This window comes from Propionivibrio soli (assembly GCF_025770765.1).
In the GTDB taxonomy this organism is placed as follows: Bacteria; Pseudomonadota; Gammaproteobacteria; order Burkholderiales; family Rhodocyclaceae; genus Propionivibrio; species Propionivibrio soli.
The window spans coordinates 129,924-155,828 of record NZ_JANZKY010000011.1 but is presented as its reverse complement, the minus strand read 5'-3'; the positions used below and the strand labels follow the sequence as shown (position 1 = coordinate 155,828).

17 protein-coding genes are annotated in these 25,905 nt (G+C 61.8%); 6 read left to right on the top strand and 11 right to left on the bottom strand.

The window, feature by feature from the left end; genetic code table 11:
• Positions 1-123: 123 nt before the first annotated feature.
• Positions 124-1,491 carry a phosphoglucosamine mutase gene (gene glmM, locus NZ453_RS14285; protein ID WP_263771344.1) on the bottom strand — a complete coding sequence of 456 codons (1,368 nt, stop codon included), beginning with the start codon at positions 1,489-1,491 and terminating at the stop codon, positions 124-126.
• Between the two features lie 107 nt (positions 1,492-1,598).
• Here glmM and NZ453_RS14280 point away from each other — a divergent pair, with 107 nt between their 5' ends.
• Positions 1,599-3,452 carry a GGDEF domain-containing protein gene (locus tag NZ453_RS14280; protein ID WP_263771343.1) on the top strand — a complete coding sequence of 618 codons (1,854 nt, stop codon included), beginning with the start codon at positions 1,599-1,601 and terminating at the stop codon, positions 3,450-3,452.
• A gap of 51 nt (positions 3,453-3,503) precedes the next feature.
• Here the strand turns inward: NZ453_RS14280 and NZ453_RS14275 are convergent, their stop codons facing one another.
• Together NZ453_RS14275 and NZ453_RS14270 are read right to left on the bottom strand one after the other, a co-directional pair.
• Entirely contained in the window at positions 3,504-4,688 is a 1,185-nt protein-coding gene (locus tag NZ453_RS14275; RefSeq protein ID WP_263771341.1) for a methyltransferase, read from the bottom strand.
• Positions 4,688-6,583, bottom strand: coding sequence for a bacteriohemerythrin (locus tag NZ453_RS14270; protein ID WP_263771340.1), 1,896 nt, complete (start codon positions 6,581-6,583; stop codon positions 4,688-4,690). Before NZ453_RS14270 ends, NZ453_RS14275 begins: the two co-directional genes overlap by 1 nt.
• Positions 6,584-6,805: 222 nt before the next feature.
• On the opposite strand from NZ453_RS14270, the gene NZ453_RS14265 reads away from it, so the two are divergent.
• A complete protein-coding gene (locus tag NZ453_RS14265) occupies positions 6,806-7,717 on the top strand; it encodes a dihydrodipicolinate synthase family protein (RefSeq protein ID WP_263771339.1) in 912 nt (303 codons plus the stop codon).
• Between the two features lie 14 nt (positions 7,718-7,731).
• Here NZ453_RS14265 and NZ453_RS14260 read toward each other — a convergent pair whose 3' ends face one another.
• The 6 genes from NZ453_RS14260 to NZ453_RS14235 form a co-directional block, all read right to left on the bottom strand.
• Positions 7,732-8,601 (bottom strand): alpha/beta fold hydrolase, encoded by an 870-nt coding sequence (locus tag NZ453_RS14260; protein WP_263771338.1) that lies wholly within the window; start codon positions 8,599-8,601, stop codon positions 7,732-7,734.
• Positions 8,602-8,618: 17 nt separating this feature from the next.
• Positions 8,619-11,171: an EAL domain-containing protein gene (locus NZ453_RS14255; protein ID WP_263771337.1), complete on the bottom strand. Its 2,553-nt coding sequence runs from the start codon at positions 11,169-11,171 to the stop codon at positions 8,619-8,621.
• Positions 11,168-14,236, bottom strand: a complete 3,069-nt coding sequence (locus NZ453_RS14250) for a hybrid sensor histidine kinase/response regulator (protein ID WP_263771336.1) — start codon at positions 14,234-14,236, stop codon at positions 11,168-11,170. The genes NZ453_RS14255 and NZ453_RS14250 overlap by 4 nt, the downstream gene beginning before the upstream one ends.
• A 76-nt stretch (positions 14,237-14,312) precedes the next feature.
• A complete protein-coding gene (locus NZ453_RS14245) occupies positions 14,313-15,230 on the bottom strand; it encodes a substrate-binding periplasmic protein (RefSeq protein WP_263771335.1) in 918 nt (305 codons plus the stop codon).
• A gap of 172 nt (positions 15,231-15,402) precedes the next feature.
• Positions 15,403-17,754: a DNA internalization-related competence protein ComEC/Rec2 gene (locus tag NZ453_RS14240; RefSeq protein WP_263771334.1), complete on the bottom strand. Its 2,352-nt coding sequence runs from the start codon at positions 17,752-17,754 to the stop codon at positions 15,403-15,405.
• A gap of 249 nt (positions 17,755-18,003) precedes the next feature.
• Complete coding sequence (locus tag NZ453_RS14235) at positions 18,004-18,984, bottom strand: transaldolase (RefSeq protein WP_263771333.1); 981 nt, start codon at positions 18,982-18,984, stop codon at positions 18,004-18,006.
• A gap of 259 nt (positions 18,985-19,243) precedes the next feature.
• On the opposite strand from NZ453_RS14235, the gene NZ453_RS14230 reads away from it, so the two are divergent.
• A complete protein-coding gene (locus NZ453_RS14230; RefSeq protein ID WP_263771331.1) occupies positions 19,244-20,221 on the top strand; it encodes a cache domain-containing protein in 978 nt (325 codons plus the stop codon).
• Between the two features lie 59 nt (positions 20,222-20,280).
• Positions 20,281-20,814: a hypothetical protein gene (locus NZ453_RS14225; protein ID WP_263771330.1), complete on the top strand. Its 534-nt coding sequence runs from the start codon at positions 20,281-20,283 to the stop codon at positions 20,812-20,814.
• A 29-nt stretch (positions 20,815-20,843) separates the two neighbouring features.
• Here NZ453_RS14225 and lolD read toward each other — a convergent pair whose 3' ends face one another.
• A complete protein-coding gene (gene lolD / locus NZ453_RS14220; protein ID WP_263771328.1) occupies positions 20,844-21,542 on the bottom strand; it encodes a lipoprotein-releasing ABC transporter ATP-binding protein LolD in 699 nt (232 codons plus the stop codon).
• The gene (locus NZ453_RS14215) at positions 21,535-22,782 is read right to left on the bottom strand and encodes a lipoprotein-releasing ABC transporter permease subunit (protein WP_263771327.1); all 1,248 of its coding nucleotides are present in this window, start codon (positions 22,780-22,782) and stop codon (positions 21,535-21,537) included. Before NZ453_RS14215 ends, lolD begins: the two co-directional genes overlap by 8 nt.
• A 251-nt stretch (positions 22,783-23,033) precedes the next feature.
• Between NZ453_RS14215 and NZ453_RS14210 the strand changes: the two genes are divergently transcribed.
• Entirely contained in the window at positions 23,034-24,104 is a 1,071-nt protein-coding gene (locus NZ453_RS14210; RefSeq protein WP_263771326.1) for a hypothetical protein, read from the top strand.
• Positions 24,101-25,861, top strand: coding sequence for a single-stranded-DNA-specific exonuclease RecJ (gene recJ, locus NZ453_RS14205; protein ID WP_263771324.1), 1,761 nt, complete (start codon positions 24,101-24,103; stop codon positions 25,859-25,861). The genes NZ453_RS14210 and recJ overlap by 4 nt, the downstream gene beginning before the upstream one ends.
• Positions 25,862-25,905: the final 44 nt, after the last annotated feature.

Genomic DNA, 25,905 nt, shown 5'->3' with positions numbered 1-25,905 from the left:
GCTAGCGACCGATGATTACATTTCCGTTACACCGAAAAGCTGAAGGAGATCGCAGAAGAACCTCGTTCGACGATCAACAACCACTGAAATTGGGTCCGGTTCTTTCCGCCCCCGAGGAATCCGCTACGCAGAAACGGCTTCCCTCACGGCACCGGCCAGCTTTTCCGCCGCCGCTAGCACCTTGTCGGGGTCGCGTCCTTCGACCATCACCCGTAACAGCGGCTCGGTACCCGACGCGCGCAACAGGACACGCCCTTCGTCGCCGAGAACGCCCTCGACCTCTCGTTGCACCGCCGCGATCTGCGGGTGGTCTTTCCAGGGAAACCCCTTGCTCAATGGCACGTTGATGAGCTGTTGCGGATAAAGCGTGAGGCGGCTGAGCAGACTGCCGAGATCGCCGCCTTCGCGGCGTAGTGCCGAAAGAACCTGTAGCGCAGAAATAATGCCGTCGCCTGTCGTGTGCTTATCGAGACACAGCAGGTGGCCCGAGTTCTCGCCGCCGAACAGCCATTTCTTCTCGTGCAGCATCTCCACCACGTAGCGGTCGCCAACTGCGGCCCGCGCGAACGGGATGCCGAGTTCGTCCAAGGCGCGCTCGAAGGCCAGATTCGTCATCAGCGTGCCGACGACGCCCGCCACTGGCCCTTGCTGCAGACGGCTGCGCACCACGGCCAGTAGCAATTGATCCCCGTCATAGACGATTCCTTCGGCGTCCACCATGATGACGCGGTCGGCGTCACCGTCGAGCGCAATCCCCAGATCGGCGCGGTGCGCCAGAACCGCCTTGCTCAGTGCGTCCGGCGCCGTCGCGCCGACATCCTTGTTGATGTTGAGGCCATTCGGTTCGGCGCCGATGGCCACCACTTCCGCTCCGAGTTCGTGAAAGACATGCGGAGCAATGTGGTAGGCCGCGCCATTGGCGCAGTCCACGACGATCTTCAGCCCACGCAGGTCGAGATCGTTGGGGAAGGTACTCTTGCAGAACTCGATGTAGCGGCCGTCGGCATCGTCGATACGCCGCGCGCGCCCGAGGTCGGCGGACTGTACGCAGACGATGGGCGCCTCGATGCCCGCTTCGATTTCAGCTTCCAGTGCGTCATCGAGCTTGGTGCCGTGCGCGGAGAAGAATTTAATGCCGTTGTCGTAGAACGGATTGTGCGAAGCCGAAATGACGATGCCGGCCTGGAGGCGCAGCGCCCGCGTGAGGTAAGCGATCGCCGCCGTCGGCATTGGTCCCACCAGGCAGACATCTACGCCGGCGGCCGAAAAGCCGGCTTCCAGGGCCGCTTCAAGCATATAGCCGGATATCCGGGTGTCCTTGCCGATCAGCACCACGGGGCGCTCACCACCATGATGCTGACCACGCTGCGACTCGTCGGCAACGAGGACTCTTCCAGCCGAATAACCCAAGTGCATCACGAAGTCGGGGGTAATAGGCGATTGCCCCACCCTGCCACGTACGCCGTCGGTTCCGAAATACTTTCTTGTCATCGTCTTCTCCTGTCTTTGCGGCGGCCCGAGGCCAAACGTCCGTCATTGTACTGAAACCTTCGCGAGCCAAGCTATGTGAAATAGTCGAACAATCATGGAGCACGCACATGCGCGAAGCGGCGTTCAGAACCGCGCCTCTCACGTCCAGTTTTTCCTCCACCGATGCTCTCAATCGCCCGACGAGCGAATCCGACGCACTCGAAGACATCATTGAAAACTGCCGTCTGACGGCCGTTTTTCAACCGATCATCGATTTTCGCGCCATCGCATACGTCGCTTTCGAAGGCCTGATTCGGGGACCGGTCGGAACGCTGCTGCATATGCCCCAACCGCTTTTCGCGGCGGCCGAACGGCATGGTGTGAGGAGAAGGCTGGAACAGGCTTGTCGGGAAACGGTGTTCCGTGCCTTCGCCGAACGGCAAATGCCCGGGAAACTCTTCATCAATGCCAGTCCGGATTGCCTCGACGACGACTTGTTCTTCAATGGCAGTACGGTCGATCTGCTGCATCAGATCGGCATCAGCCCGAGCCGCGTCGTCATCGAACTGACCGAAAACCAGCGCATCAAGGATTATCCCGACGTTCAGCGCGCACTTTCGCACTACCGGGAGTTGGGCTATCAGATCGCCATCGACGATCTCGGCGAAGGTTTCGCCAACCTGCGCATGTGGGCCGAGATACGACCGGATTACGTCAAGATCGACCGCCATTTCATCGACGGCATCGCAGGTGACAAGCTCAAGCATCACTTCGTGAAGGCGATGCAGAACCTGGCTGAAAGCTGCTCGGCGAAGATCGTCGCGGAGGGAATCGAAACCGAGGCAGATTGCCTCGCCGTGCGCGACCTGGGTATTGCTTTCGGTCAGGGCTTTCTGATCGCTCGTCCATCGGCCGAGCCGACGACGTTACCGAGCGAAAAGGTGGTCTCGACAATCCGGCAACGCAGTATCGTCGTCTTTCCGACGGGTTTCTCGCCGGCAGGCAACGTCACCGTGCGCAGCCTGATCCGACCGGTGGAACCCGCCTCGCCGCAGATGGACAACGACGAAATCTACCGGCGCTTCGATGCCGACGCCGAGTTGATGTCGATGCCCGTCGTAACCAACGGAACGCCCATCGGCCTCATCAACCGCCACGATCTCGTCGACCGCATGGCGCGCCCCTATCGGCGCGAGCTTTTCGGACGCAAATCGTGCACGAACTTCATGGACCCGATGCCTTTGTGCATCGACGAAGAATCCACGGTACAGGAAGCCGGCCTCATCATCAGCCGTTCGGCTCGCCGGCATATCTACGACGGCTTCATCGTCACCTGCAACGGCGAATACCGCGGCATCGGTAGCGCGCACGACCTGATGGGGTTGATCACTGAGATGCAGATCCAGGCTGCGCGCTACGCCAACCCGCTCACCCAGCTGCCGGGCAGCGTCCCGATCAACGAGCACATCGAACGCTTGCTCGAACGCAAGCTCGGTTTTCACGCCTGCTATTTCGATATCGACCACTTCAAGCCATTCAACGACGTCTTCGGCTACCGCAAGGGCGACGACATCATCGTGATCCTGGCGCAGATCGTGACCGAGGTATCCAATCCGCTGGTCGACTTCTGCGGTCACATTGGCGGCGACGATTTCATGATCCTGTTCCAGAGCGAAGATTGGGAACGACGCTGCCAAGATGCATTGCGCCTTTTCGACGAGCGGATCAATGAAACGATCGCCTCCGGACAGGTCGGCGAACCCAGCGTCGGGCGATTAACGGACAACGGCTATTTCGCAGAGAACCGCCGCGGGCAGATGGTTTTCTATTCGCTTCCGACCTTGTCGATCGGCGCCGTGCATATCGTTCCCGACACGTTCGAGTCGCACCGCGAGATCTCGGCGGCGGCGGCCGAAGCGAAGAAGAACGCGAAGAAATCGAACGGCAGCACGCTGTTCGTGGAGCGCCGGAAGGCGCCCTGACCTGTTAACACTTAGCCAGGCGATTGCCTGGGCCATTGAACCTTGTGCGATTCAATGCTCGGCGATTCTCGACCGCAGACGCCAGAGCGAAGTCACCTCAGCCGCGCGAGCTGCATGGAACGGATCGCTACGGTCGGCAATTCCCGGGTGCTTCGGGCGAGCATCGGCACGCCCGAGTACTTCGAGCCCGGCGCCGTCGATCCAGGCAAGGAGTTCATCGCGTCGCCGCAAGCCAATGTGCTCGGCAAGATCGGAGAGGATCAGCCAGCCTTCGCCGCCGTGGACGAGATGCGCAGGAAGACGGCGCAGGAACCCCTTGAGCATCCGGCTATCGGGGTCGTAAACCGCGGATTCGAGGCGCGAACCAGGTTTACCGGGCAGCCAGGGCGGATTGCAGACAATGAGCCCCGCACGACCGGCCGGGAAGAGATCCGCTTGCCTCACTTCGATCAGACCCGAAAGTCCCTGGCGCTCCACGTTCTCGCTTGCACACGCCAGCGCACGCGGATCCTGGTCGGTGGCGACGATGCGCGCAACGCCTCTTTTTGCGAGGATGGCCGCCAGCACCCCCGTCCCGGTACCGATGTCGAAAGCGACATCATGGTCGATCAATGCCGCCGGCAAAGGAGTCTCGGCGACGAGATCAAGGTATTCCCCGCGGACCGGGGAAAACACACCGTATGAAGGATGGATTTTCGCCCCCAGCATCGGGACATCGACACCGTTCCGGTGCCACTCGTAGGCGCCGATTACACCTTGGAGTTCGCGCAGGGAGACGACATACGGTGCGTCTGCGGCACCATATGCCTCTTCACAGGCCGCCGCCACGTCGGGAGCCCGCCGCAGGGCGATCACGTGCCCGGGATTCACAGGAATGACCAGCCGTCCCAACGTGCGTGCTCTCTGAGCTCGCGCCATGCGATAAAGATGGAAGGCGTCACCGGAGGTTGGCGGTTGGTTCGAGGCGCCTTTTTTCGCTGGCTTGCGTTCAGCGCGTCGCTTCATCGCCTGTAGCAATTGGCGCGCGTTTTGGAAATCGCCGCGCCAGAGAAGCGCGGTGCCCTCACACGCCAGGCGGTAGGCTGCATCCGCGGTGAGGCTGTCGTCCACAGCTTCCAAGCGTGCCGGGGGCGGCACTCCCGCTTCGGAGCGCCATAGGGCGGAACGCGTCTCTCCTGCCTCGGCCCAGCTAACGAGGAGATCGGTATCGCAAACAACCGGTACAGGTTTAGTCATCACGTGTTTTTGTTTGATGGAGGGTCGGGCTCGTCCGAATGGCCGGCACTGAATAGCGGAAAAAACTGTCGGTCGTCAGTCAGCATGTGCTTGACGACAACGTCTTCGACGAGGAAGGAGACGAGGCCCCCCAGTGTAAGTTCACCTGCCAGCGCCAGCCCGCGTAGCTCCAACGCCTGGGCGACAAGGGCTCGATGCTTGAGCGCGTGCTCTTCCAGTCCGGGGTAGTGATGATGAGCGAGGAGACGTTCCTCGTTGGCGAAATGACTCGCCGTGTAATCGATCAGGTCATCCAGCGCCGGAAGCAGCCGCGAACCGTCCGACTCGCTGGCGATGAACGACTGGATGAGCGCGTTGGCTTGCCTGAAAAGCTCTTGATGCTCGCGATCGACGGACTCCTCGCCGCAGGCAAAGGACTTGCGCCATACGATGCGCATGATGGATGCGATGCTCGCCTCCGTTCTGGTGAACATGCTTCCGACTTCCCCGGCAAACAAACGGATGCAATTGCGCCCTTCACGCTTGGCCTGATACATCGCTTCATCGGCGCGCTTAAGCAAACGCTTCTCGTCCCGGCCATGTTCAGGATAGAGGGCAATGCCGATGCTGCATGCGATCGACACCCGATGCCCATCGACAAGATCGAACGGTTCGCACAAGACTCGCCGGATTTTCTCCGCCACGCCTACCGCGTCCTTAGCGTCGTCCATTCCAGGCAGAATCGCCAGAAACTCGTCGCCGCCGATACGGGCCAACGTATCCGACTCGCGGAGGCAATCCTGCATGCTTTTTGCGGCCGCTTTGAGCAAAAGATCGCCGACCGGATGGCCAAGCGTATCGTTGACCGGCTTGAAGCGGTCGAGGTCGATCGACAACAGCGCGATGCGCGTTCCCTCGCGGCGCGCCTGATTGATCGCCACCTGCAGACGGTCATGGAAGAGACGCCGGTTGGGCAACCGCGTCAAGTGATCGTGGTAGGCCAAGTGAAGCATTTCAGCCGATGCCTGCGAGCGGTCGGTCGCATCGATGAAGGTGACGACACTGGCCCAGACGCAGCCGGTCGCATTCCGCACCGGCGCGGCAATAATCTCGAGGACACGCTCGCTGCCGTCAGGGAGGACGAGCAAGACGTCATCGACACGCGATTCGACCCCGCGAACGCCAAGGACGACGGCCAACTCATCGCTGGGGTAAGGCTGGCGTTTCGGAAGCTTGTAGACCGGATACCGACGGCGCAGATCATGAAGGTCTTCTCCCGGCACCAGGGTACGCCCAAGAAGAGCGAACGCCGCGTCGTTGGCGACCAGCACCCGCGCCGACGGCACCTCCACCAGGCAGGTGCCGATCGGGATGGTTCTCAGCAGAACGTTGAGCAGTTCTCCGCGCTTGGCACACTCGTCGCTGCGGAGCAGCTCGTCGCGCCCATCCTTCGCGCTGGGCGCGACTTCGGTCAGCGTAATGATGAAGCCGGATGCTTCATCGCCTGCCGGAAGGTACAGGGGAGTCATCTCGATGCGCGCGCGAAGCCGCTCGCCATTCTGACGGATACACGTCCACTCGCGCTCGCATCGTCTACCGGACTTTTCTGCCCACTCGGCAAATCCACCAAGACCGGGTCCGATCGGGCAACCCGCTTGCGCGCTCAAGGCATCGCGCAGCGCCGCGACTTCAGTCTGATCGAGCAAAGCCAGAAAATCGACGCGTCCTACGACGTCCGCGGGCTGATACCCGAGCAGCGCTTCCGCACCTCGGCTAAAGACCGCAATGACGCCACGCGGGTCGGTAACGACGACGGCGGGCGACGCGCAGCAACCGGTCCGCGTGGACTCCTCCGGTAGCGCCCCGTCCGTGTCAGGCTCGTTATCGCGCGTTTTCGCGTCTCTCAGACTTCCCATGACGTCCCCTGCCCTGCCCAATCGAAGGCCAGCCAGCCTCTTGCTTGCAACCGTCCTCGATAGACGCGCCATTGCTCACCACACTTGCAGTATCGATGGGGTTGTGCGCGATGTCAAAACACAGAAAGCGGACGTCGGCGCACCAATCCTTTACTCTATGCACACCGACGTGGTCGGCCACCAGAACGCCGGCGGCACGCTCGATAAATTGGAGATAGTTCTATGCAGAAAACGGCCATTCACGGCGTCAACGCGATCGTCGCGATGCCCTTCAAGGACGACGGATCGGTCGACTATCCGGGGTTTGACCGGGTTCTGGATTTCATGGCCCGCAGCGGCATCAATGGCGCCACCTTGTTCGGTATCGCCAGCGAATTCCACAAGCTGGCCGAAGCGGAAAAAGAGCGGCTGGCGCAGCGCTTTCTGGGCGGACTCGCCGGCTGCGGCGTCTACCGAGTTCTTTCAATCACCGACCACGCAACCGAGCTCGCGGTACGCCGCGCACGCGATTATCAGGACTCTGGAGTCGACGCGCTGATGCTGTTGCCACCGTTTTTCCTCGCCCCGTCGACCGGGCAGATTCTCGATCATGTCTTCGCTGTCCTCGACGCCGTCTCGATCCCGGTTTTCGTCCAATACGCTCCGACGGAAACCGGTTTGCCCGTCACGCCGGAGAAGATGGCCGAGATCGCCGCGCGCTACCCGCATGCCGTGTTCAAGATCGAATGTAACCCCCCCGTCGGTTACACGCAGCAATTCCTGTCATTGGTGCCGGAAGCCGTGGTCATGAACGGTTACGCGGGCCTCTATATGCTTGACATGCTCGGGGTGGGAGGCAAGGGCGTAATGCCGGGGTGCTCATTCGGCGAGATCTACTCCGCCATCTACGCGCGCTGGCTGGCAGGCGATCACAAAAGCGCCAGCGAGTTGCACAGCGCTTTGCTACCTTACATCCGCCGCTGGATGAGCCGGGCCGAATACATCATCCAGGTTGAAAAGACGCTGCTGCAACGCCGCGGCATCATCGCCAGCGCCTATTGCCGAAAGCCGGGCTACGCCTTGCCAGACGATGAAAGCGAGGTCATCGGTCGCTTCCTCGCCGAGTTTTCGAGCTTTCTCCCGCAATACGGCTGAGCGCGGGCCAATGCTCAGCCGGCGACGTTGAAGAAATCCCGCACGATCTGAATCTGCGCCTCGTCCATCAGCACCGGAGCATGTCCGACATCGGCGATCTCGATCACCCGCGCTCGCGGGCCACGCTGCGTCATGGCCTGTGCCGTCTCAATGGTGAGCAGGTCCGATTGGGCTCCGCGCAACACAAGGGTCGGGCAACGGATGCGATCGTAGTAACGCCACAGGTCGACCTCCTCGGCGGCTGAGTCGCGGAAAGGCTCGGCGATTCTCGGGTCGTAGAGCATTTCAAAGCGCCCGCCGGGAAGCGCGCGCAGGTTGGTCTCGGTCAGTCGCCGCCATTGGGCATCGGTAAGGTTGCCGAAAGGAGCGCCAACCAGGCGTACGTACTTTTCCGCCTCGTCAATGTTCGCGAACGAAGGCGCACGACCGAGGTAATCGGCAATCCTGTGCATTGCGGCCGGGTGGATTTCCGGCCCCACGTCATTAAGCAGCAAACGGCGGATCGGCGTGTCATGCAGGCTGGCCAAGACAAGGCCGATTACGCCGCCAAGCGAGGTTCCGAGCCAATTGACGCCCTCGACGTCGAGCCGCGCGAGAAGAACGAGCATGTCGGACACGTACTGCTCGGGGCGATACGCCGCCGGGTCGGCAAGGCGGCCGCTTTTTCCGCGCCCGACGAGGTCGGGGCATACGACGCGGTAATCGCCCGCCGTTGCCCGCGCAACATCATCGAAGTCGTGTCCATTGCGTGCCAAACCGTGCAAGCAGATGAGGACGCGCGGGTTCCCGGCATCGCCCCACTCGGTATAGGCCATGCGATGCAACCCGGACGGCGACACGCAGAGAACATATTTTTCCCGGCATTCCGGCGAAGAAACGTCCATTACGTGCTCCGATTCATTCAGTGCGTGGCGGCTTGGCGTGCCGTCAGCAGAAAGTTCGCCAGCTCCTCGGCCGGCATGGGCCTGGCAACGAGGTATCCCTGAGCGATATCGCAGCCCATGGTTCGAAGCTCGTTCTCTTGATCGGCCGTTTCCACGCCTTCTGCGACAACCTCGAGCCCGAAGCCGTGCCCAAGCGCGATCACGGCCTGAACGATGGCCCGGTTTCCCCGGTTGACCATCATGTCATGGACGAACGACATGTCGATCTTCAAGCGGTGGACCTTGAAGCGGTGCAGATAGGTCAGCGAGGAGTAACCCGTCCCAAAATCGTCGATGGCCAGGGCAACACCGAGCTTCCGCAAGTCGGCGATCGTTTGCAGAGCGCGCTCCGGATCGTTCATCACGAAGCTTTCGGTGATCTCGAGCTCGATTAGTTCCGGCGGCACGCCGCTTGCATCCAGCGATTGCTTCACGGAGGCGAACAGGTCGCCCTGACTGAGCTGAATCGCCGAGATATTGACCGCCGTACGCGGGGGCACGAGCCCCTTGCCACGCCAGGCGCTGACCTGGCGGCACGCGGTTTCTACGACTTTCACGCCCAGTTCGACGATCAAGCCGCACTCCTCGGCCAGCGGAATGAACTCGCCGGGCGAGACCATGCCACGGCGCGGATGCCGCCAACGTACAAGGGCTTCGACACCGACGATCTCGCCGCTCCGCAGGTTGACCTGCGGCTGATAGTGCAGCACCAGTTCGTCGTCGCTTCGCAGAGCCCGGCGCAAATCGGCCTCCAGCGCCAGGCGGTCCCTGGCGTGAACAGTAATCTCCGGCGAAAAGAAGCGCAGCACGCCGCGCCCCTGCTCCTTCGCCCAGTGAAACGCGGCTTCCGCGGAACGCAACAACGTTTCGGCATCGGCTCCGTCGAACGGATACATCGCCACGCCCACGCAAGCTCCCGCATATACCGAATTGCCATTCAGGTCGTACGGCTGCGACAAGGTGTCGATCACGCGCTGGGCGACGAGATCGGCACCAGGATCGTTGATATGGCGCTCGACGATGATGTTGAACTCGTCCCCACCGACGCGCGCGATGGCGTCGACCCCGGGAAGCAGTTCGCGCAAGCGGCGCGCCGTTTCCACAAGCACTTGGTCGCCGGCGTTGTGGCCCAGCGTCTCGTTGATGATCTTGAAGTTATCGATGTCGACAACGAGCAGCGACAATTCGAGCTGCCCGTACCCGGCATGCTTGATCGCCTGCTCCAGCAGCTCGGCGAACAGGGCGCGGTTCGGCAAGCCGGTGAGCGCATCGCGATGCGTCAGGAAATCGACGGCCTGCTCGGCATGGCGCAATTGGGTGATGTCGCAATACGAACCACGCACGCCGAACGGCTGGCCGGAGCTGTTGAACACGGCTTTCGCCACATGCTCGATCCAGCGCTCGCTGCCATCCTTGGCACGAATGCACATGACGTGTGCCTGCGCATCAAGCCGGTCGGCTTTCGGGCCGTGGCGTTTCCAGGTTTCCAGTGATTCCGGATGCAGAATCTTTTCCATCAGTTCTGGATCGGCAAAGAAGTCCTCCGGGGCATAGCCGGAGATCGTCGAGCACGCCGTCGACACATACATGTAGTGGCCATCTGGCGCCAGCCAGTACTCCCAGTTCGGGGAGTAGTCAGCGAGCACGCGGTACTTTTCCTCGCTCTTTTCCAGTAACGCCGTACGCTGCGCGACCACCTGTTCGAGGTGAAGCCGCAGGCGACTGAGTTCGAGGTGTGTACGGACCCGCGCTCGCACCTCGTCGATATCGAACGGCTTGGTGATGTAATCCGCCGCGCCGACTTCGAAACCGCGCAACTTATCCTTTGTGGCATCGACCACCGTGACGAAGATGACCGGAATGCGGCTACCGGCCGGCGTCGCCTTGATCCGGCGGCACGTCTCGTAACCGTCGATGTCGGGCATCATCACATCGAGAAGAATCAGATCCGGAACGACTGCACCCTGCACGGCCTCCAGGGCTTTCGGCCCGGAGTTGGCGACCATGATCCGGTACTCGTCCTTGAGCGCCTCGAGCAACTCATGGATGTTCTCGGGAACGTCATCAACGACGAGCAGCGTGGGAGGCCGCGACGACGGCACCCGCGTATCCGCGGCGAGCGCCGCCACCCGGTTCCGGTAGGTACGCAGTTCGAGTTGCGCACTCAGCCTGAGCTTCAAGAGCGCGGGATTGATTGGTTTGGTGATGAAATCGGCTACGCCGAGTTTCAGCCCGTGCGCTTCGTCGTCGACTTCGGCTAGGGAACTGACAAAAATGACCGGAATATCTGTCGTCTTCGGGTCGGCTTTGAGGTGCGCGAGCGTCGAATAACCGTCCATCCCCGGCATCATGATGTCTAGCAGGATCAGGTCCGGTGGCGGCGTTCGCCGCGCCATCTCGATGGCACGCTCGCCGCTCGACGCCGCCATGATGGCGTAGTCGTCGCGCAAAATACTCATCAACGTGTGCAGGTTCTCATTAACGTCATCGACGATGAGCACCCGTGGCCGTTCCTTGCGTGGCGTGGTCATGATTGAGTCTCGTGAGTTTCCTCGGTGCTTGAGGCGATGGAGGCGAAACGTGTGCGCAGTGCGTCGACGAGAGCGACGGCTTCGTCAATCGCGAAAACGTCGAGCTTGGCCGCGATTTCGGCCAGGGCGCTTTCCGACGCGTCGTCCGCGACTCCGCTCTTCAGGTCGGCAAGCAATTGCTCGGCGGCGCCCAGATCGTATTCGAGCGCGTGTTGCAGGCTGTTCAGTCTGCCGACGATGGCCACCGCGGGTAAAGGCGTGGCTGGTGCGGCCGCGTGCCTGGTCTGCGCCGGATCGCCGAGTTCGGCAATCTCGTCGATCACCCGTGTCAGGCTGGCCGCAATTGCTGCGAGTACCGCTTCGCCGACAGGTTGGCCGGCTTTCAGCACATCATCGAGGCGGCTCACCTCCGCATGCAGGTCGACCGCCCCGATATTGCCCGTGACGCCCTTGAGCGCGTGGCAATACTCGCGCGCCTCGTCGAGCTGGCCCGCCGAAATCCTCGCCCGCAATTCGTCGGCCGCCGTGGTGTAATGCTCACGAAACCGGCGCAGCTGCTTGCGATAGGCCTCCACTCGGCCACCAATGCGGCGAATGCCGTCGGCCGCGTCGATGCTCGCAAGACTGAGCAGTTCGTCGGGCACCGCATCCGCCACGCGAGCGGGCGCGGAGATACCGATCGTAGGCGGCGTACCCTGCGGCAACTGCACGTGCCGTAACAACGAAGCGAGCAGCCGGTCCGGCGCGATGGGTTTCGTCACGTGGTCGTTCATCCCGGCGGCGACACTTTTTTCGGCGTCCTGAGCCATCGCCAGCGCGGTCATGGCGATGATCGGCAAGCGCGCGAAACGTTCGCCCCCGGGCTCTCCCGCCATGGCGCGAATGCGACGTGCCGCCTCCAGGCCATCCATCACCGGCATCTGGATATCCATGAGGACCGCGTCGTACGGTTTTTCGCGTACTTTCGCGACGGCGTCCTCGCCATTGACCGCTTCGTCCACCTCGATGCCCTCGGCACTGAGCAATTCGTAGGCGAATTCGCGGTTGATGTCGTTGTCCTCGACGAGCAGAAGGCGTGTGCCCGCCAACTGACCAGAGGTCGAAAAACCGGGCAGGAAACCTTCTTTCCGCCGGCTCTCGGAAAATACGCGGCCGCGCCCGAGCACGGAGAGAATCGTGTCGAGCAAAGTCGATGGCGACACCGGTTTGACAAGGAAGCCATCCACCCCCGCCTGCTCGGCAAGGTGCATCACATCCTCGCGGCCGTACGCCGTGACCATGACGATCTTCGGCTGTGTTTTTATGGAAGGATCGCCGTGAATGCGCCGTACGGCTTCATCGCCGTTCATGCCCGGCATGCGCCAGTCCATGAGAACAAGGTCGAAGGGTTTGCCGCTGCCGCCCTTCAGCGCAGCAAGCGCACCCTCGCCATCCGCCGCGACCGACACGTCGAGTTTGAAGTAACCGAGTATCTCGGCCATGATGCCGCGCGATACGGCGTTGTCATCGACGACGAGAACGCGGATGTCCTGCAGCAGCGGGCCGACCTGCTCGGCAAGTTGCTGCCTCGGCTTCTGCCCGGCGACCTCAAGGCGTACCGTGAAACAAATAGTCGTTCCTTTGTCCGGTTCGGAACGCTCGACCCAGATGCGGCCACCCATGAGTTCGACGAGTTGCTTGCTGATCGCGAGACCGAGCCCGGTACCGCCGAATCGGCGCGTCGTCGATTGATCGGCTTGCGTGAATTTCTGGAAGAGTTTTTCTTGCACGTCCGGCGTCATGCCGAGGCCGGAGTCGCGGACGCTGACTTCGAGCGTGAGGGCGGAATCCGTGGCGTCGGTGGCGCGAAACGCGAGTTCGACCTCGCCCTGCTCGGTGAACTTGACGGCATTGCCGCACAGGTTGAGCAGCACCTGCCCGAAGCGCAGCGGATCGCCGATCAGGGTTGACGGAATCGACGGGTCATAACGGATGAGGAATTCAACCGGTTTGCGCCCGATCTGGTTGCCGATGACGTCGGCGAGCCGTTCCAGCACGGTGTCGAGACTGAACTCGACTTTCTCGATGTCGAGCCTCCCTGCCTCGATCTTGGAAAAATCCAGAATATCGTTGATGAGTCCCAACAGCGAGTGCGCCGCGCTCTGCGCTTTCGACAAATAATTGTGCAAGGCCGGCGTTAGGCCCGGGCGGAGCGCCAAATACAGCATGCCGAGGATGGCATTGATCGGGCTGCGTATCTCGTGGCTCATATTGGCGAGGAACTGGCTCTTGGCCTGCGTCGCCGCCTCGGCCGCCTCCTTCGCTTGTCGCAATTCGGTGGTTCGCTCGGCCACAAGGCGTTCCAGATTCTCATTCGTCGCATTCAGCCTCAGGATCGCCTCAACACGCTGCGTCTCGCTGTCGTTCAGCGCACGAATCAATTCGCCGAGTTCATCCGAATAGGGATAAACGATCTTCTCGGTATGCGCGTCGCCCTCTCCGTACTCCCATCGCGATACGACTTCCGCCGCTGCGGTAACGCTATCTGAGAGGCGACGCCGGGTCGCCCAGGAGAACATCCACCATAAGCCGGCAGTGACGACGACCGAGTTGAACAGAACGATGAGAAAACCGTATTTCAGCCGCGACCAAAGGACGGTGGCGTTGGAATAGAGAATCATCTGCCCGACCGTTTCGTTGCGAGTCACGACCTGGCGTACGAGCGGGAAAACGACTTCTCGCCGGACGATAGCAAGCCACTCGCCTTCGGCGTTGCGGGCTGGTAGTTCCCCCTTCGCGACCAACTCGGCACCCGACTCGTCGAGGACGAGCAAACCGGTGACGATCGCATTCTTTCTTATCCCGTCGGCCACAAAGTCGAGGTGGGTCGAATCGAGCGTCCATACCGCCTCGGTGACACCCGGCAGCACCGTCTTCCCCAACGATTCCAAGTCCTGCGAGATCGCGGCGGTCACGGAGAAATACTGGATGACGAGCTGGAGCGCGGTCACCGAGATCGCGAGCGCGAGGTACCACGGCAGCATGGTGTAGAACAGCCGTCGGGCCAACGTTTGTCGTCGTCGCATCGATTTCCCCAACCTGCCGTTGTACGGCCTCTTCGGACACCGGAAGCCCCGGCGCCCGCCTCATGTCTCGCGCTGCTCAGTTATCGCCGGGCGACCACCACCATCCCGTGTCGGGCGGCGGCAGCCCGGCCGGAAGAATAGGATTATCGAGGCGCACAACCCGGCGCCTTTCCTTTTTCATCGTCGCGATCTCGGCGGCGTGCCAGCTCTCGAAAAGCTTACGGAACGAGCCATCGGCCAGCGCCATGTTGAGGCCGCGCTCTATTCTCGCCGCCAGAGCCGCATTGTCCTTGTTGACCCAGAAATAAACCGGATAAGGGAAGAACAGTGCCTTGGTACGCTCGATGGTCAACTGTGGAAACTGCGCCTTGTGTTCGTCGAGCTCACGCTGGGCTTCGTTAAGGCCACGCGGAAACGCGTCGAAACGCCCCGCCGCAAGCATTTCAAACAGGTTTTCGTGCCCCGTCGAGGTAACGACGGCGTAGCCGTTCTTTTGCATGATCGCCAGGTCGGCCCATTGGCTGTTGAGCCCAAACGTCACGTTGCCGCGTAGCCCTGTTTCGTCCAGGCGGGCGAACTTCGCCTGATCGGCGGAACGTATAAGCAGAAGCCTGAAGCCGACGATGCCGCGCAGGATATCGACGCGCACCGGTCGCAGTCTTGCCTCGCGTTCTTCGTTCGTTCCCAACGCAATAACGCCTAGGTCTTTCTTCTGCAGAAGAAAGACGGCTCGATTTTGGGTGATGTCCTCGTCGTGCGGGACGAGGCGGAAGGGTCCGTCGGTGGAGACTGTATGTTCGAGTGCCAGTTGGAGCAGACGCCAGCGGTATTCGTAGATCGACCCGACCGGGAAGTACCGGATAACCGTCTCAGCGGCAGACGCCGGCATCGCGGCGGCGCAGGCCATACCGGCAGCGATCGATAGCGCCCCCAAACAGGACGAAACTTTCCTGGCAAGACGTACGGCGAACACCCGATTCAATGCTTGACGCATAGAGAAGCCATGGCCGGACTGACGATGCCATTCTGTTCCGTTTCGCTCGAACCGGCAACACGGCTGGGTCGAAACATGGGGTGCGGCTGCCGGTACGTCTAGCGCTAGGGCGTCCGCTGTTTGGGGGGGCACAGTCTTCAATTTTGAGAGATTATCGCTACTTGCCGGGGATTCATCCCCCATGCCAGTAATGCGGGCGGGCGTGCCGCCAAGCGGACACCTCCGCGGTTTCTCCCTGAGAGGCGGGGAGCGTGACCCGCACCAATCCTTCAAGATCAGTTCGCCAACGCCGACCCGCTGCGTAACGCTTCACCACTTCGGGGCGCGGATGGTTAAACGCATTCCGGTAGCCGGCGGAGAATATGACGTCTTTCGGTCGCACCGCCTCGATGAACTCAGGCGAGGACGATCCCCGGCCGCCGTGGTGAGGCACCAGCAAGACGTCCGTACGCAGCAAGGCCGTCGCACGGCGAATGAGTGCCCTTTCCTCTTCTGCCTCGATGTCGGCCGTGAGCAGGATGCTGCCGCCCTTTGACGCAACTTTCAATACACAACTCATTCCATTGCCGGCACGAAGTGAGGCCGGCCTTACGTCGTCAAAATCGCCCGTCGTCGGATGCAGAACCGTGAAACGAACGCCATCCCAATCCCATTCGTCTCCCGCGATGCACCGATCGCCCAAGTTGGGGATCGACGACACGATACGGTCTGCGCCTACGGTTTCTCGTACGGCGGCCAAACCTCCCGCATGATCCTTATCCCGATGCGAAACCATGAGCGCATCGAGCCGCCGCACGCCGATGGCTCGTAAGTATGGAACAACCACCCGCTGGCCGGCGTCGGCACCCGGGCCATAGGTCGGCCCCGTGTCATAGAGCAACGTGTGCTCTGTAGTGCGCACAAGGACCGAAAGCCCTTGACCGACGTCGAGGACATCCACCCACGCCTCACCTGCCGAAGGCCTCGGAGGCGAAAGGAACAGCGCGGGGGATACCAGACAAAGCCCGAGCCAGCGCGCGGGAAAACCCTTGGGCAACAAAGCCCAAGCAATTCCGATCGTGGCCATGCCGATCGCCCACCACGGTGGCGCGGCCTGCTGCCACACCGGCCACACTGACAGCCATTCGAGAAATGTGGCGAGCATCGCAAACAGTGCATGGGCAGCGTGCAGCAACGGCGACCATGGAATCACTGCGAAGGCCAGGGACAACGGCGTAACGGCGAAACTGACGAGCGGAATGGCGACCGCGTTGGCGAGCGGCGAAACCAGCGAGAACTGCTGGAAGAAGAGCAAGAGCAGCGGCAGGCTGCCAATCGTCACCGCCCACTGCGCTGCGCCCCACCGGTAGACTAAGGGACGCCATCCGCGCGCTTCGCCGACCTGCGTTGCGCCGACGAACAGGAGTACCGCCACGGCTCCGAAGGATAGCCAGAACCCGGTCGCCAGAACAGCCCAGGGATCTAGCGCGAGCACGACAAACAGAGCGAGCAGCAATGTTCGCCCGACACCGAAATGCCGTCCCGACCACAGCGTCAAGGCCACGACGCTGAGTATGTAAACCGTCCGTTGCGCCGGTATTTCGAATCCGGCCAGCAACGCATAGGCAAGAGCTGCGCACCATCCTCCCGCCACAGCCGCCTTCTGCGCAGGCAACCGCAGCATGAGCCGCTCGCTGCGTCGCCATGTGACGTTGACCAGCCAGGCGAACAGTGCCGCGACCATCGTCACGTGCAACCCGGAGATGCTGACGAGGTGCGTGATGCCCGAACGATTGAAGAGCTGCCACTGCGCGCTCGGGATCGAGCGTTGGTCGCCAATCGCGAGGGCGGTCAGCACACCGACGTAAGGCGCGTCAGGCATCGCTGAAATGAAACGCTCGCGCACTCGATCACGCACCCGTTCCAAGACATAGCCCGGCTGCCAGCTCGTGGTGCCAAGATTCTCCGCCATACCGCGCGCGCGGATCGTGCCGGTTGCCCGGATATTGCGTTCGAGCAACCACGCCTCGTAGTCGAAGGCGTATGGGTTGGCATTTCCGTGGGGCCGCTTTAGACGCACGGTAAAACGCCAGCGCTCGCCGGGACGTACTGCTCCCGGGAACGAGGAGGCATCGGTCTCATCCACTTCGTCCCAGCCGTGATACCACGACAACAGCACGCGAGCGGGAACGACGGCATCGAGAGGCTCGACAGATTCGACATCGAAAAGAAAGCGCTCCCCGCGCTCGAAGCGTTGCGGCAAAGCCGCGACGACTCCGGTAACCATGACATCCTTCCCTTCCCATGCCTCGGAAAGGTGGTTAGCCATACGCGAGTGCGCGAACCAGCCCGCCCAGGAAAAACCGAGCAACCCCCATCCCACCACAATGCCAATGCCCGCCAGCCAGCGGTATTTCGAGAAGGTCAGGGCAAGCCCGACGCAACCAAATAGAGCGGCTAGGGCAATAAGGAGCGGCGGAGGCAATACGCCTTGCGCCTGCAGCCAGCCAACCCCGCAGGCGAACGCAAGAATGGAAAGACGCATGAAAGCCGGCCCCCTGTTCGGTCGCTGGTCGCCCCTTCAGTTTTTTGGATAAAGCGCCGCGTCGATGAATCCGGCATTGTCCATCAAGCGACGGGTAGCACCAAATGTCCCTGAAACCGCTCTAGTGGGAATGTGACTGCAAAGGCGATGCGCAAAAGAAATCAGGGAAAGGCGGTTCCCCGCCTTTCCCTGACCCCGGAGCCCTCCCCGGCCCTCTGTTCGTCCAGCTCTTTCCCGTCGGCGGACGCGTCAAATCGACGTTAGCCGCGCGGCCAGAAGGGCTTCAAGCGTTTCGAGCGCCTTGGTGAAACCCGCGATCCCTTCGTCGAGCTTCTCCGTTGCCATCCGGTCCGCCGCGTGCATCTGCTCAAACATCGCTTTGTCCATCGAAATCCTTTCGACGGATGCGCACGCGGCCTTCTCCGCGGCCAGCTTGCGTTCCAAAACACCTTCGCTCGCCCGCAATTCGGCAAGCAGCGACGGAGATATCGTGAGCAGATCGCAGCCGGCCAATCCGACGATCTCGCCAATGTTGCGGAAGCTGGCGCCCATCACCTCCGTCTCATAGCCGAACTTCTTGTAGTAAGTATAGATCGCGGTAACGGAAAGTACGCCCGGATCTTCTTCGGGCAGATACGAAGCGCGGCCAGTCTCCTTTTTGTACCAATCGAGAATGCGGCCTACAAAAGGCGAGATCAGCGTTACACCCGCTTCAGCGCAGGCCACCGCCTGATGCAAGCCAAACAGCAAGGTCAAATTGCAGTGGATGCCTTCCTTTTCCAGAATCGCCGCCGCTTGAATCCCTTCCCAGGTAGCGGCGATCTTGATCAGAACACGCTCCCGGGACACGCCCGCGGCCTCGTATAACCCGATCAACTGGCGTGCCTTGGCAATCGTCGCGCCGGTATCGTAGGACAAGCGAGCATCCACCTCGGTCGAAACGCGACCTGAAATGACCTTGAGGATACGCAGACCGAAAGAGACCGCGAGCCGGTCAAAGGCCGCCGAGACGATTGCGGAGGCCGGCGCTTCCGGTCCGCACAATTCCTTTGCCTGGCGCAGGGTTTCGTCCACGATGCTCTGATACTGCGGCATCTGGGCGGCGGCGGTGATCAGTGAGGGGTTGGTGGTAGCGTCGCGAGGAGCGAACGCCTCGATCGACTCGATGTCGCCTGTATCCGCGACAACAACGGTCATCTGGCGTAACTGATCGAGGAGATTTGCCGGCATGATTCGACTCCCGGGGCAGAGCAAGACCGAGAACCACTCGCAACAAAGCGGGGTGGGCAATGACGGCTGATTTTAGCAAGAATTTACATTCTCGATACATTGACCAATTGCATATGACGGAGGATATAGTTCATTCAGTCGGACCTTCGATTGCGCATCGGCTGGAGCGGGGTTAAGCTCACCCTGCTGCAGTGCCGCCAGCGAAGATTTTGGCGCGCGGTGCGACGAGAATAATTACGTACCAATTGGGGAGAATCGTATGCGTCTGAAGACCCGGGTTCTGATTATCATTCTGGCCTCGCTGGCAGGCCTCCTCGGAATGGGGACCTTCGGTCTCTATAGTCTGCGGCAGGGCCTGATGGAGGAGCGCCGCGCTCAAATCACGCAACTGCTCGATTTCGCCGACTCGCAACTCAAGTACTACTACGGCCTGGAAACCTCAGGCAAGCTTTCTCGCGAAGAGGCTCAAACACGAGCCAAGGAAGCCATCGGTGCGCAAAAGCAGGGCGCCAACAACTACTTTTTCATTCGCACGCTGACGGACGATTACTTCGTCCTGCACCCTATCGCCAGCCGCATGGGCAAGCCGGACGACGGCGGCAAGCTGCCGGATGGCCGGACCGCCGTACAGGCTTACCGCGAAGCGCTCGCCCAAAGCCGCGACAACAAGGGCTTCCTCGAGCTCAAAACCCCCAAGCCCGGTGCGGCGAACAAGGATCAGCAGTTCCCGAAACTGAACGGTGTTGTGAAGTTCGAGCCGTGGGGTTGGATGCCTGGCATCGGCTTCTACATTGACGACATCGACGAACGCTTCTGGCAGCAGTCCCGCGTGTTTCTGGCCGTTGGAGCCGCTCTGCTGGCCATACTGTCGATCCTGATCTGGCGTATGCGTAATTCGATCCTCAAGCAGCTGGGCGGCGAACCTAAGGATGCCGCCGACAGCATGCGCAAGATCGCCAGCGGCGACCTGGGCATCGACATCCCCGTTGCTAAGGAAGACAGCTCGAGCATGATGGCTTCGTTGAAGGTTATGCAGATGAAGCTGATCAATCTCACCTCGGCGATCCAGGAAAACGCGCAGACGCTTTCCGATCAGGTACGGGGTTTCGACGACATCGCCAGGACGTACACGGAATCCCGCAGCGAGGAAGATCTTGCAGCCGTGCAGCGTTCGGTGAAAAAACTCGGAAAAACAGCCGATATCCTCGGCAAGTCGATTTCGCGGTTCAGGTTGTAAGCGTTTAGCTACCTTGGTTTTGCTTGGCGGATCTTGCCGTCTTAACAAATGAGGTAAACATGGACTTGTCGGCGACTCTGTACATCACCCCAAAAGGTGAAGAAGAGGTCAAACACAGGACGTACAAGCTGCACATGAAGCGGCGTAGCGTCTTGATATTGCTCGATAAGCCGAAAACGCTCGGCGATCTTCTTGGAAAGGTCGTTTTTCAGGGCGACGAAGCGCTGACAGAAATTGGCGCGTTAATTCGGGAAGGGTTTATCGGCTCCAACGGCAAAGTTCCCATACCGCCACCTGCGTCAGCGGCCTCCGCTCTCCCTGCTCAGCCTGCCGCCTTACCCGCGGCAGGAAGCCCGATTGGCCTTGATCCGGAAATCATCCTTTCCGAAGCGAAATTCCTGCTTACCGACTTTGCCGTCGATAGTTTCGGCACCCAGTCAGAAGCGATCGCCGGACAGGTCCATGCGTGCAAATCGGTGCGCGATGTCGAGGTTTGTCTCGTAGCTATACGGGCTCTCGCCGAGAAGGTTTGCCCGGCTCAGCTACCCGCGCTCCAGAACGTCATCGCAGAAATCAACGCGACCGCTGCTTAATCGCCCTCCGCCGGCTGCGCCCGGGGGCCTCACATCGCGTCGGCGAACTTCCCATCGAGCAAGGTCATGATGCGATCAGCACGCGCGGCCAACCCCGGGTCGTGCGTAACGATCACGAAGCTCGTCTGCCGCGAGCGGTTCAGAGCCAGCATGAGCTCGAAGACGCTCTCCGCCGTATGCCGGTCAAGATTGCCGGTCGGCTCATCGGCGAGAACGCAGGCCGGCTCGGTAACCAGAGCGCGGGCAATGGCCGCGCGCTGACGTTCGCCCCCAGACAGCTCGGACGGCCGGTGATCGAGACGATGCGCCAGCCCCACGTCGGCCAACACGGCAGCCGCCCGCTCCTGCGCTTCGGCCTTCGGCGTACGCCGGATATAAAGCGGCATGGCGACGTTATCCAGTGCCGTGAATTCAGGCAACAGGTGATGGAACTGATAGACGAAGCCGAGATGGCGATTGCGCAGCAGGCTACGCTCGGCATCGCCGACGGCCGCCATGTCCCGCCCCATGAGTTCTATGCTTCCTTCCGTGACCGAATCCAGGCCACCAAGGAGATGCAGCAGCGTGCTCTTGCCTGACCCGGATGCGCCAATCACCGACACCCGCTCGCCGGCCTTGATTTGCAGGTCGACCCCAAGCAGCACCGGTACTTCGCCGGCACCCGAGCCTTGACGGTAGGTTTTCTTAAGCCCCTGGCAGGACAGGACGATTTTCGTTTCATCACTCATAACGCAAGGCCTCCGCCGGATTGACGCGCGATGCGCGCCAGCTTGGGTAAATCGTCGCCAGCAACGACAGCGCGAACGAAACCGCGGTGATCGTGGTGACGTCCCGCCATTGCAGTTCCGACGGCAGGCTGGAAATGTAATAGACCTCTTTCGACATCAGCTGTGTACCGAGGACGCGCTCGATGAAAGGCACAACGACATCGACGTTGAGCGCCAGCGTTACTCCACCGAGCACCCCGAGTCCGAGACCGATGAAGCCGATCAGCGCGCCCTGCACCATGAACACGGCCATGATGCTGCGCGGCGTCGCCCCCAGCGTGCGCAAGATCGCGATATCCGCCTGCTTGTCAGTCACCGCCATCACGAGCGTCGATACGATATTGAACGCGGCCACCGCGACGATCAACGAAAGGATGATGAACATCATGTTCTTTTCGATCTGTACGGCGCGGAAGAAGTTGGCGTGGCTGCGCGACCAGTCGCTGATGTACGCAGGCACGTCGAGCCGGGCGGCCAACTGACGCACGATCGTCGGCGCCTGGAACAGGTCGGCAAGTTTGAGCCGAACGCCCGAAACTCGGTCATCCATGCGATAGAGGCGCTGCGCGTCTTCCATGCGGATCAATGCCAGACCGCTGTCGTATTCGAACATGCCGACCTCGAAAACGCCGCTCACCGTGAACGTTTTCAGGCGCGGCACGACGCCCGCTGGCGTAACGATGCCTTGCGGGGCAATCAGTGTGACCTTGTCGCCCACGAAGACGCCGAGCGCACGGGCCAGTTCGATGCCGAGCACAATGTTGAACGAATCGGGCGCCAGGCTCTCGAGGCTGCCTTCCTTCATGTGCGGGCGGAAATCGGCCACCTTGTCTTCGAGATCAGGAAGCACGCCGCGCACCATCGCCCCACGCACCGACGGCCCGAAGGAAAGCATTCCCTGCGCCTGAATGAACGGGGCGGCGGCGAGCACGCCGGGCTGCTGGGTGGACTGTGCGGCGACGCTTTCCCATCCGGCCATCTCGCCGTTGGCACCGCTGATCTGGACGTGGGAAACAACCGCCAGGATGCGGCTGCGCAGCTCGGTCTGAAAACCGTTCATGACGGAAAGCACGACGATCAGCGCGGCAACGCCGAGGCCGATACCGCACATCGATATCAGGGAAATGAACGAGATGAAGTGGTTTCGGCGTTTGGCCCGCGTGTAACGCAGGCCGATCATCAATTCGTAGGGGAGTGCCATTGCGGGTTCTTGTTGGTGTGGATCGGGTTTCGGAAACGGCCGAAGCCGGCTCCGCTCGCGCTACATACATTGACGCAGCGAGCCGAGAAGGTGGGCAAACACCGCGCCGAAGGCCCGGCAAGCCGCTATGGTACACTTTTCGCCGCATCGTCGTCTTTGCCGGTCCGCCGCCCAAGAGGGCCTGGCCAAAAGCCCGGCCCCGGCATTCGCCGCCCGGCCGAATCTCCGCAACCGAAGTTCTGATTGGCCCCATGCCGCTAACCCTCTTCGTTCCCGAACTGCTCTGGCCGGAACCTGCCGACGAAGCCACCTATTCCGACCTCGCCTGTCCCGGGCTCGAACGGCTATTAGCCCGTAGCCACGTCGACGTCGGCCCGGTGCAGCCGGAGGAACATGCGCTCTCATCGCTGTTTGGCCATGAGCCCGGCACCTCGCACGCGGCTTTCCGGTTGCTGGGCGAGACGGCGCCCATCGACCCGGCCTCCACCACCTGGATGGCCGCCGACCCGGTGCATCTGCGCTTCCACCAGGATCGCCTCGTGCTCGCCGATGCCAGCCAGTTCGAACTGGGGCCGGACACGGCAAGGGACTATGTCGCCGCGCTGAACGCGCATTTCGGCGACCTCGGCCGTTTTCATGCCGTCGCCCCGGAGCGTTGGTATCTCGAAGTATCCGACACTATGTTGACGGCACACTCCGATCTGCCGCCGCTTTCGGCCGTCGCAGGCCGTGGCGTCGACCAGATTCTCGCCGGCGCCACCGACGCGCGGGAATTGCGCCGGAGCCTCAACGAAGTCCAGATGCTTTTGCATACCCTGCCGCTCAACGCCGAACGCGAGCGTGCCGGCCTCTTGCCCGTCAATAGTCTCTGGTTGTGGGGTGCCGGGCCGCTTCCCGAGCGCCGCGAAAGCGACTTTGACGGCGTCTGGAGCGCCGCCCCGTTACCCGCCGGCTTCGCCCGCGCGGCAGGCGTTCCGAGCCACCGGCTGCCGGTCGATGCGCGGCGACTGTTCGAGCACGCGGCCGCCGACAGCCATCACCTCGTCGTTCTCGATCAGCTTTTGCGGCCGGTTCAATACGAAAATGCGGCCGCCTACCGGACGGTGCTCGCCGACCTTGACCGCGACTGGTTCATGCCTCTGGGAGAAGCATTGAGGAAGGGACAGATCGATCGTCTGCACCTCGTGGCGCCAACCGCCTTCGGTACGTTGACCGCTGATCATGCGCGCTTTGATGCCTGGAAGCTCTGGCGGCGGCCGACGCCCCTGCGTCAACTTGCCGAGCAATTGGCCAGTCAGCGAAGGAAGGACGAAGCGGCATGACAACCCTGAAGGCCCGTACGGCCCCGCCGCGCATTCAATGGCAACTCGAACAACAGGGGCTGCATCCGCTGCTCGCCCGCATCTACGCCGCGCGCGGCATCGAGCAGCGCAGCGAACTCGATTACGAACTCAAGGGGCTGTTGCCACCGGGCACCCTGACGTGTACCGAACAGGCCGGCGCGCTGCTCGCCGACGCCATCGAGGCGCAGGCCCGCATCGTCATTGTGGCCGACTACGACTGCGACGGAGCCACGGCCTGCGCCGTAGGCATCCGGGCGCTGCGGGCGATGATCGGTCCGGCGACCCCGGATGGAGCGGCGAGCGTCGATTACATCGTCCCTAACCGTTTCACCTACGGTTACGGACTGTCGCCGGAAATAGTCGATCTTGCCGCCAGCCTGCGCCCGGACCTCATCGTCACCGTAGACAACGGCATCGCGAGCATCGCGGGCGTGGCGCGGGCGAACGAACTCGGCATTGCGACGCTGATCACCGACCATCACCTGCCGGGCGACGAACTGCCCGAAGCGACGTGCATCGTCAATCCGAACCACCCAAATTGCCGCTTTCCGAGCAAGTGCATCGCCGGCGTCGGCGTCATGTTCTACGTAATGCTCGCCCTGCGCGCCGAACTTCGCGCGCGCGGATGGTTCGCCGAAGGCAGCGGTCGCCGCGAACCCAATCTGGGCGCCCTGCTCGACCTCGTGGCGCTGGGCACCGTGGCCGACGTCGTGAAGCTCGACCGCAACAACCGCATCCTCGTCGACCAGGGCCTCAAGCGCATGCGCGCCGGCAAGCTCAATCCCGGCGTGCGCGCCATTTTCCGCGCCGCCGGCCGCGACCCGGCCAAGGCGACGAGCCTCGACCTCGGTTTCATCGTCGGACCGCGTCTCAACGCCGCCGGGCGGCTCTCCGACATGTCGCTCGGCATTGAAGCCCTGATTACCGACGACGAGGGCCGCGCCCTATCGATCGCGCAGCAGCTCGATGCGCTCAATCGCGAACGCAAGAGCATCGAATCGGATATGCAGGAGCAGGCGCTGCTGCATCTGGACGATGTCGCAGTGAGCGAAGGTGCCGGCCTGGCGCTGTTCGACCCCGAGTGGCATCAGGGCGTGGTCGGAATTCTCGCGTCGCGCATCAAGGACAAACTGCACCGCCCCGTGTTCGCCTTCGCCCGCGGCGATACGACGGTCGCCGACGGGCAGATCAAGGGCTCGGGGCGATCGATCCCCGGATTGCACCTGCGCGACGCTCTCGACCTCGTCTCAAAACGTGCGCCCGGCCTCCTGCTGCGTTTTGGCGGTCACGCGATGGCGGCTGGCGCGACGATCCTGGAAACCGATTTCGCGCGCTTCCGCGATCTCTTCGCCACCGTCGTCGACGAACTCCTGGCCCCCGCCGACCGTTCGCGGACGCTGGAAACCGACGGGCCGCTGGAAAGCGGCTATTTTTCGATCGACACCGTGCGTCTGCTCGAAAACGAGGTATGGGGTCAGGGGTTCCCCGCGCCGTTGTTCGAAGACGAGTTCATCGTTGAAAGCCAGCGCGTGCTCAAGGAGAAACACCTGAAGCTGCGTTTGCGCAAGGGCGAGCAGCGCCTGGACGCGATTCAGTTCAATTTCGGCGCCACGCCCGGCGCACGCATCCGTGCCGCCTTTCGTCTGGCAATCAACGACTACAACGGGGTGCAGTCAACGCAGCTGATGATCGAGTACCTTGAGGCGCTCGACCGGGCCGAACGGCGGGGTCAATAAGGCGAACCGCAGCGCCTATTCCTCGTTACTCCCGTTCATGTTCG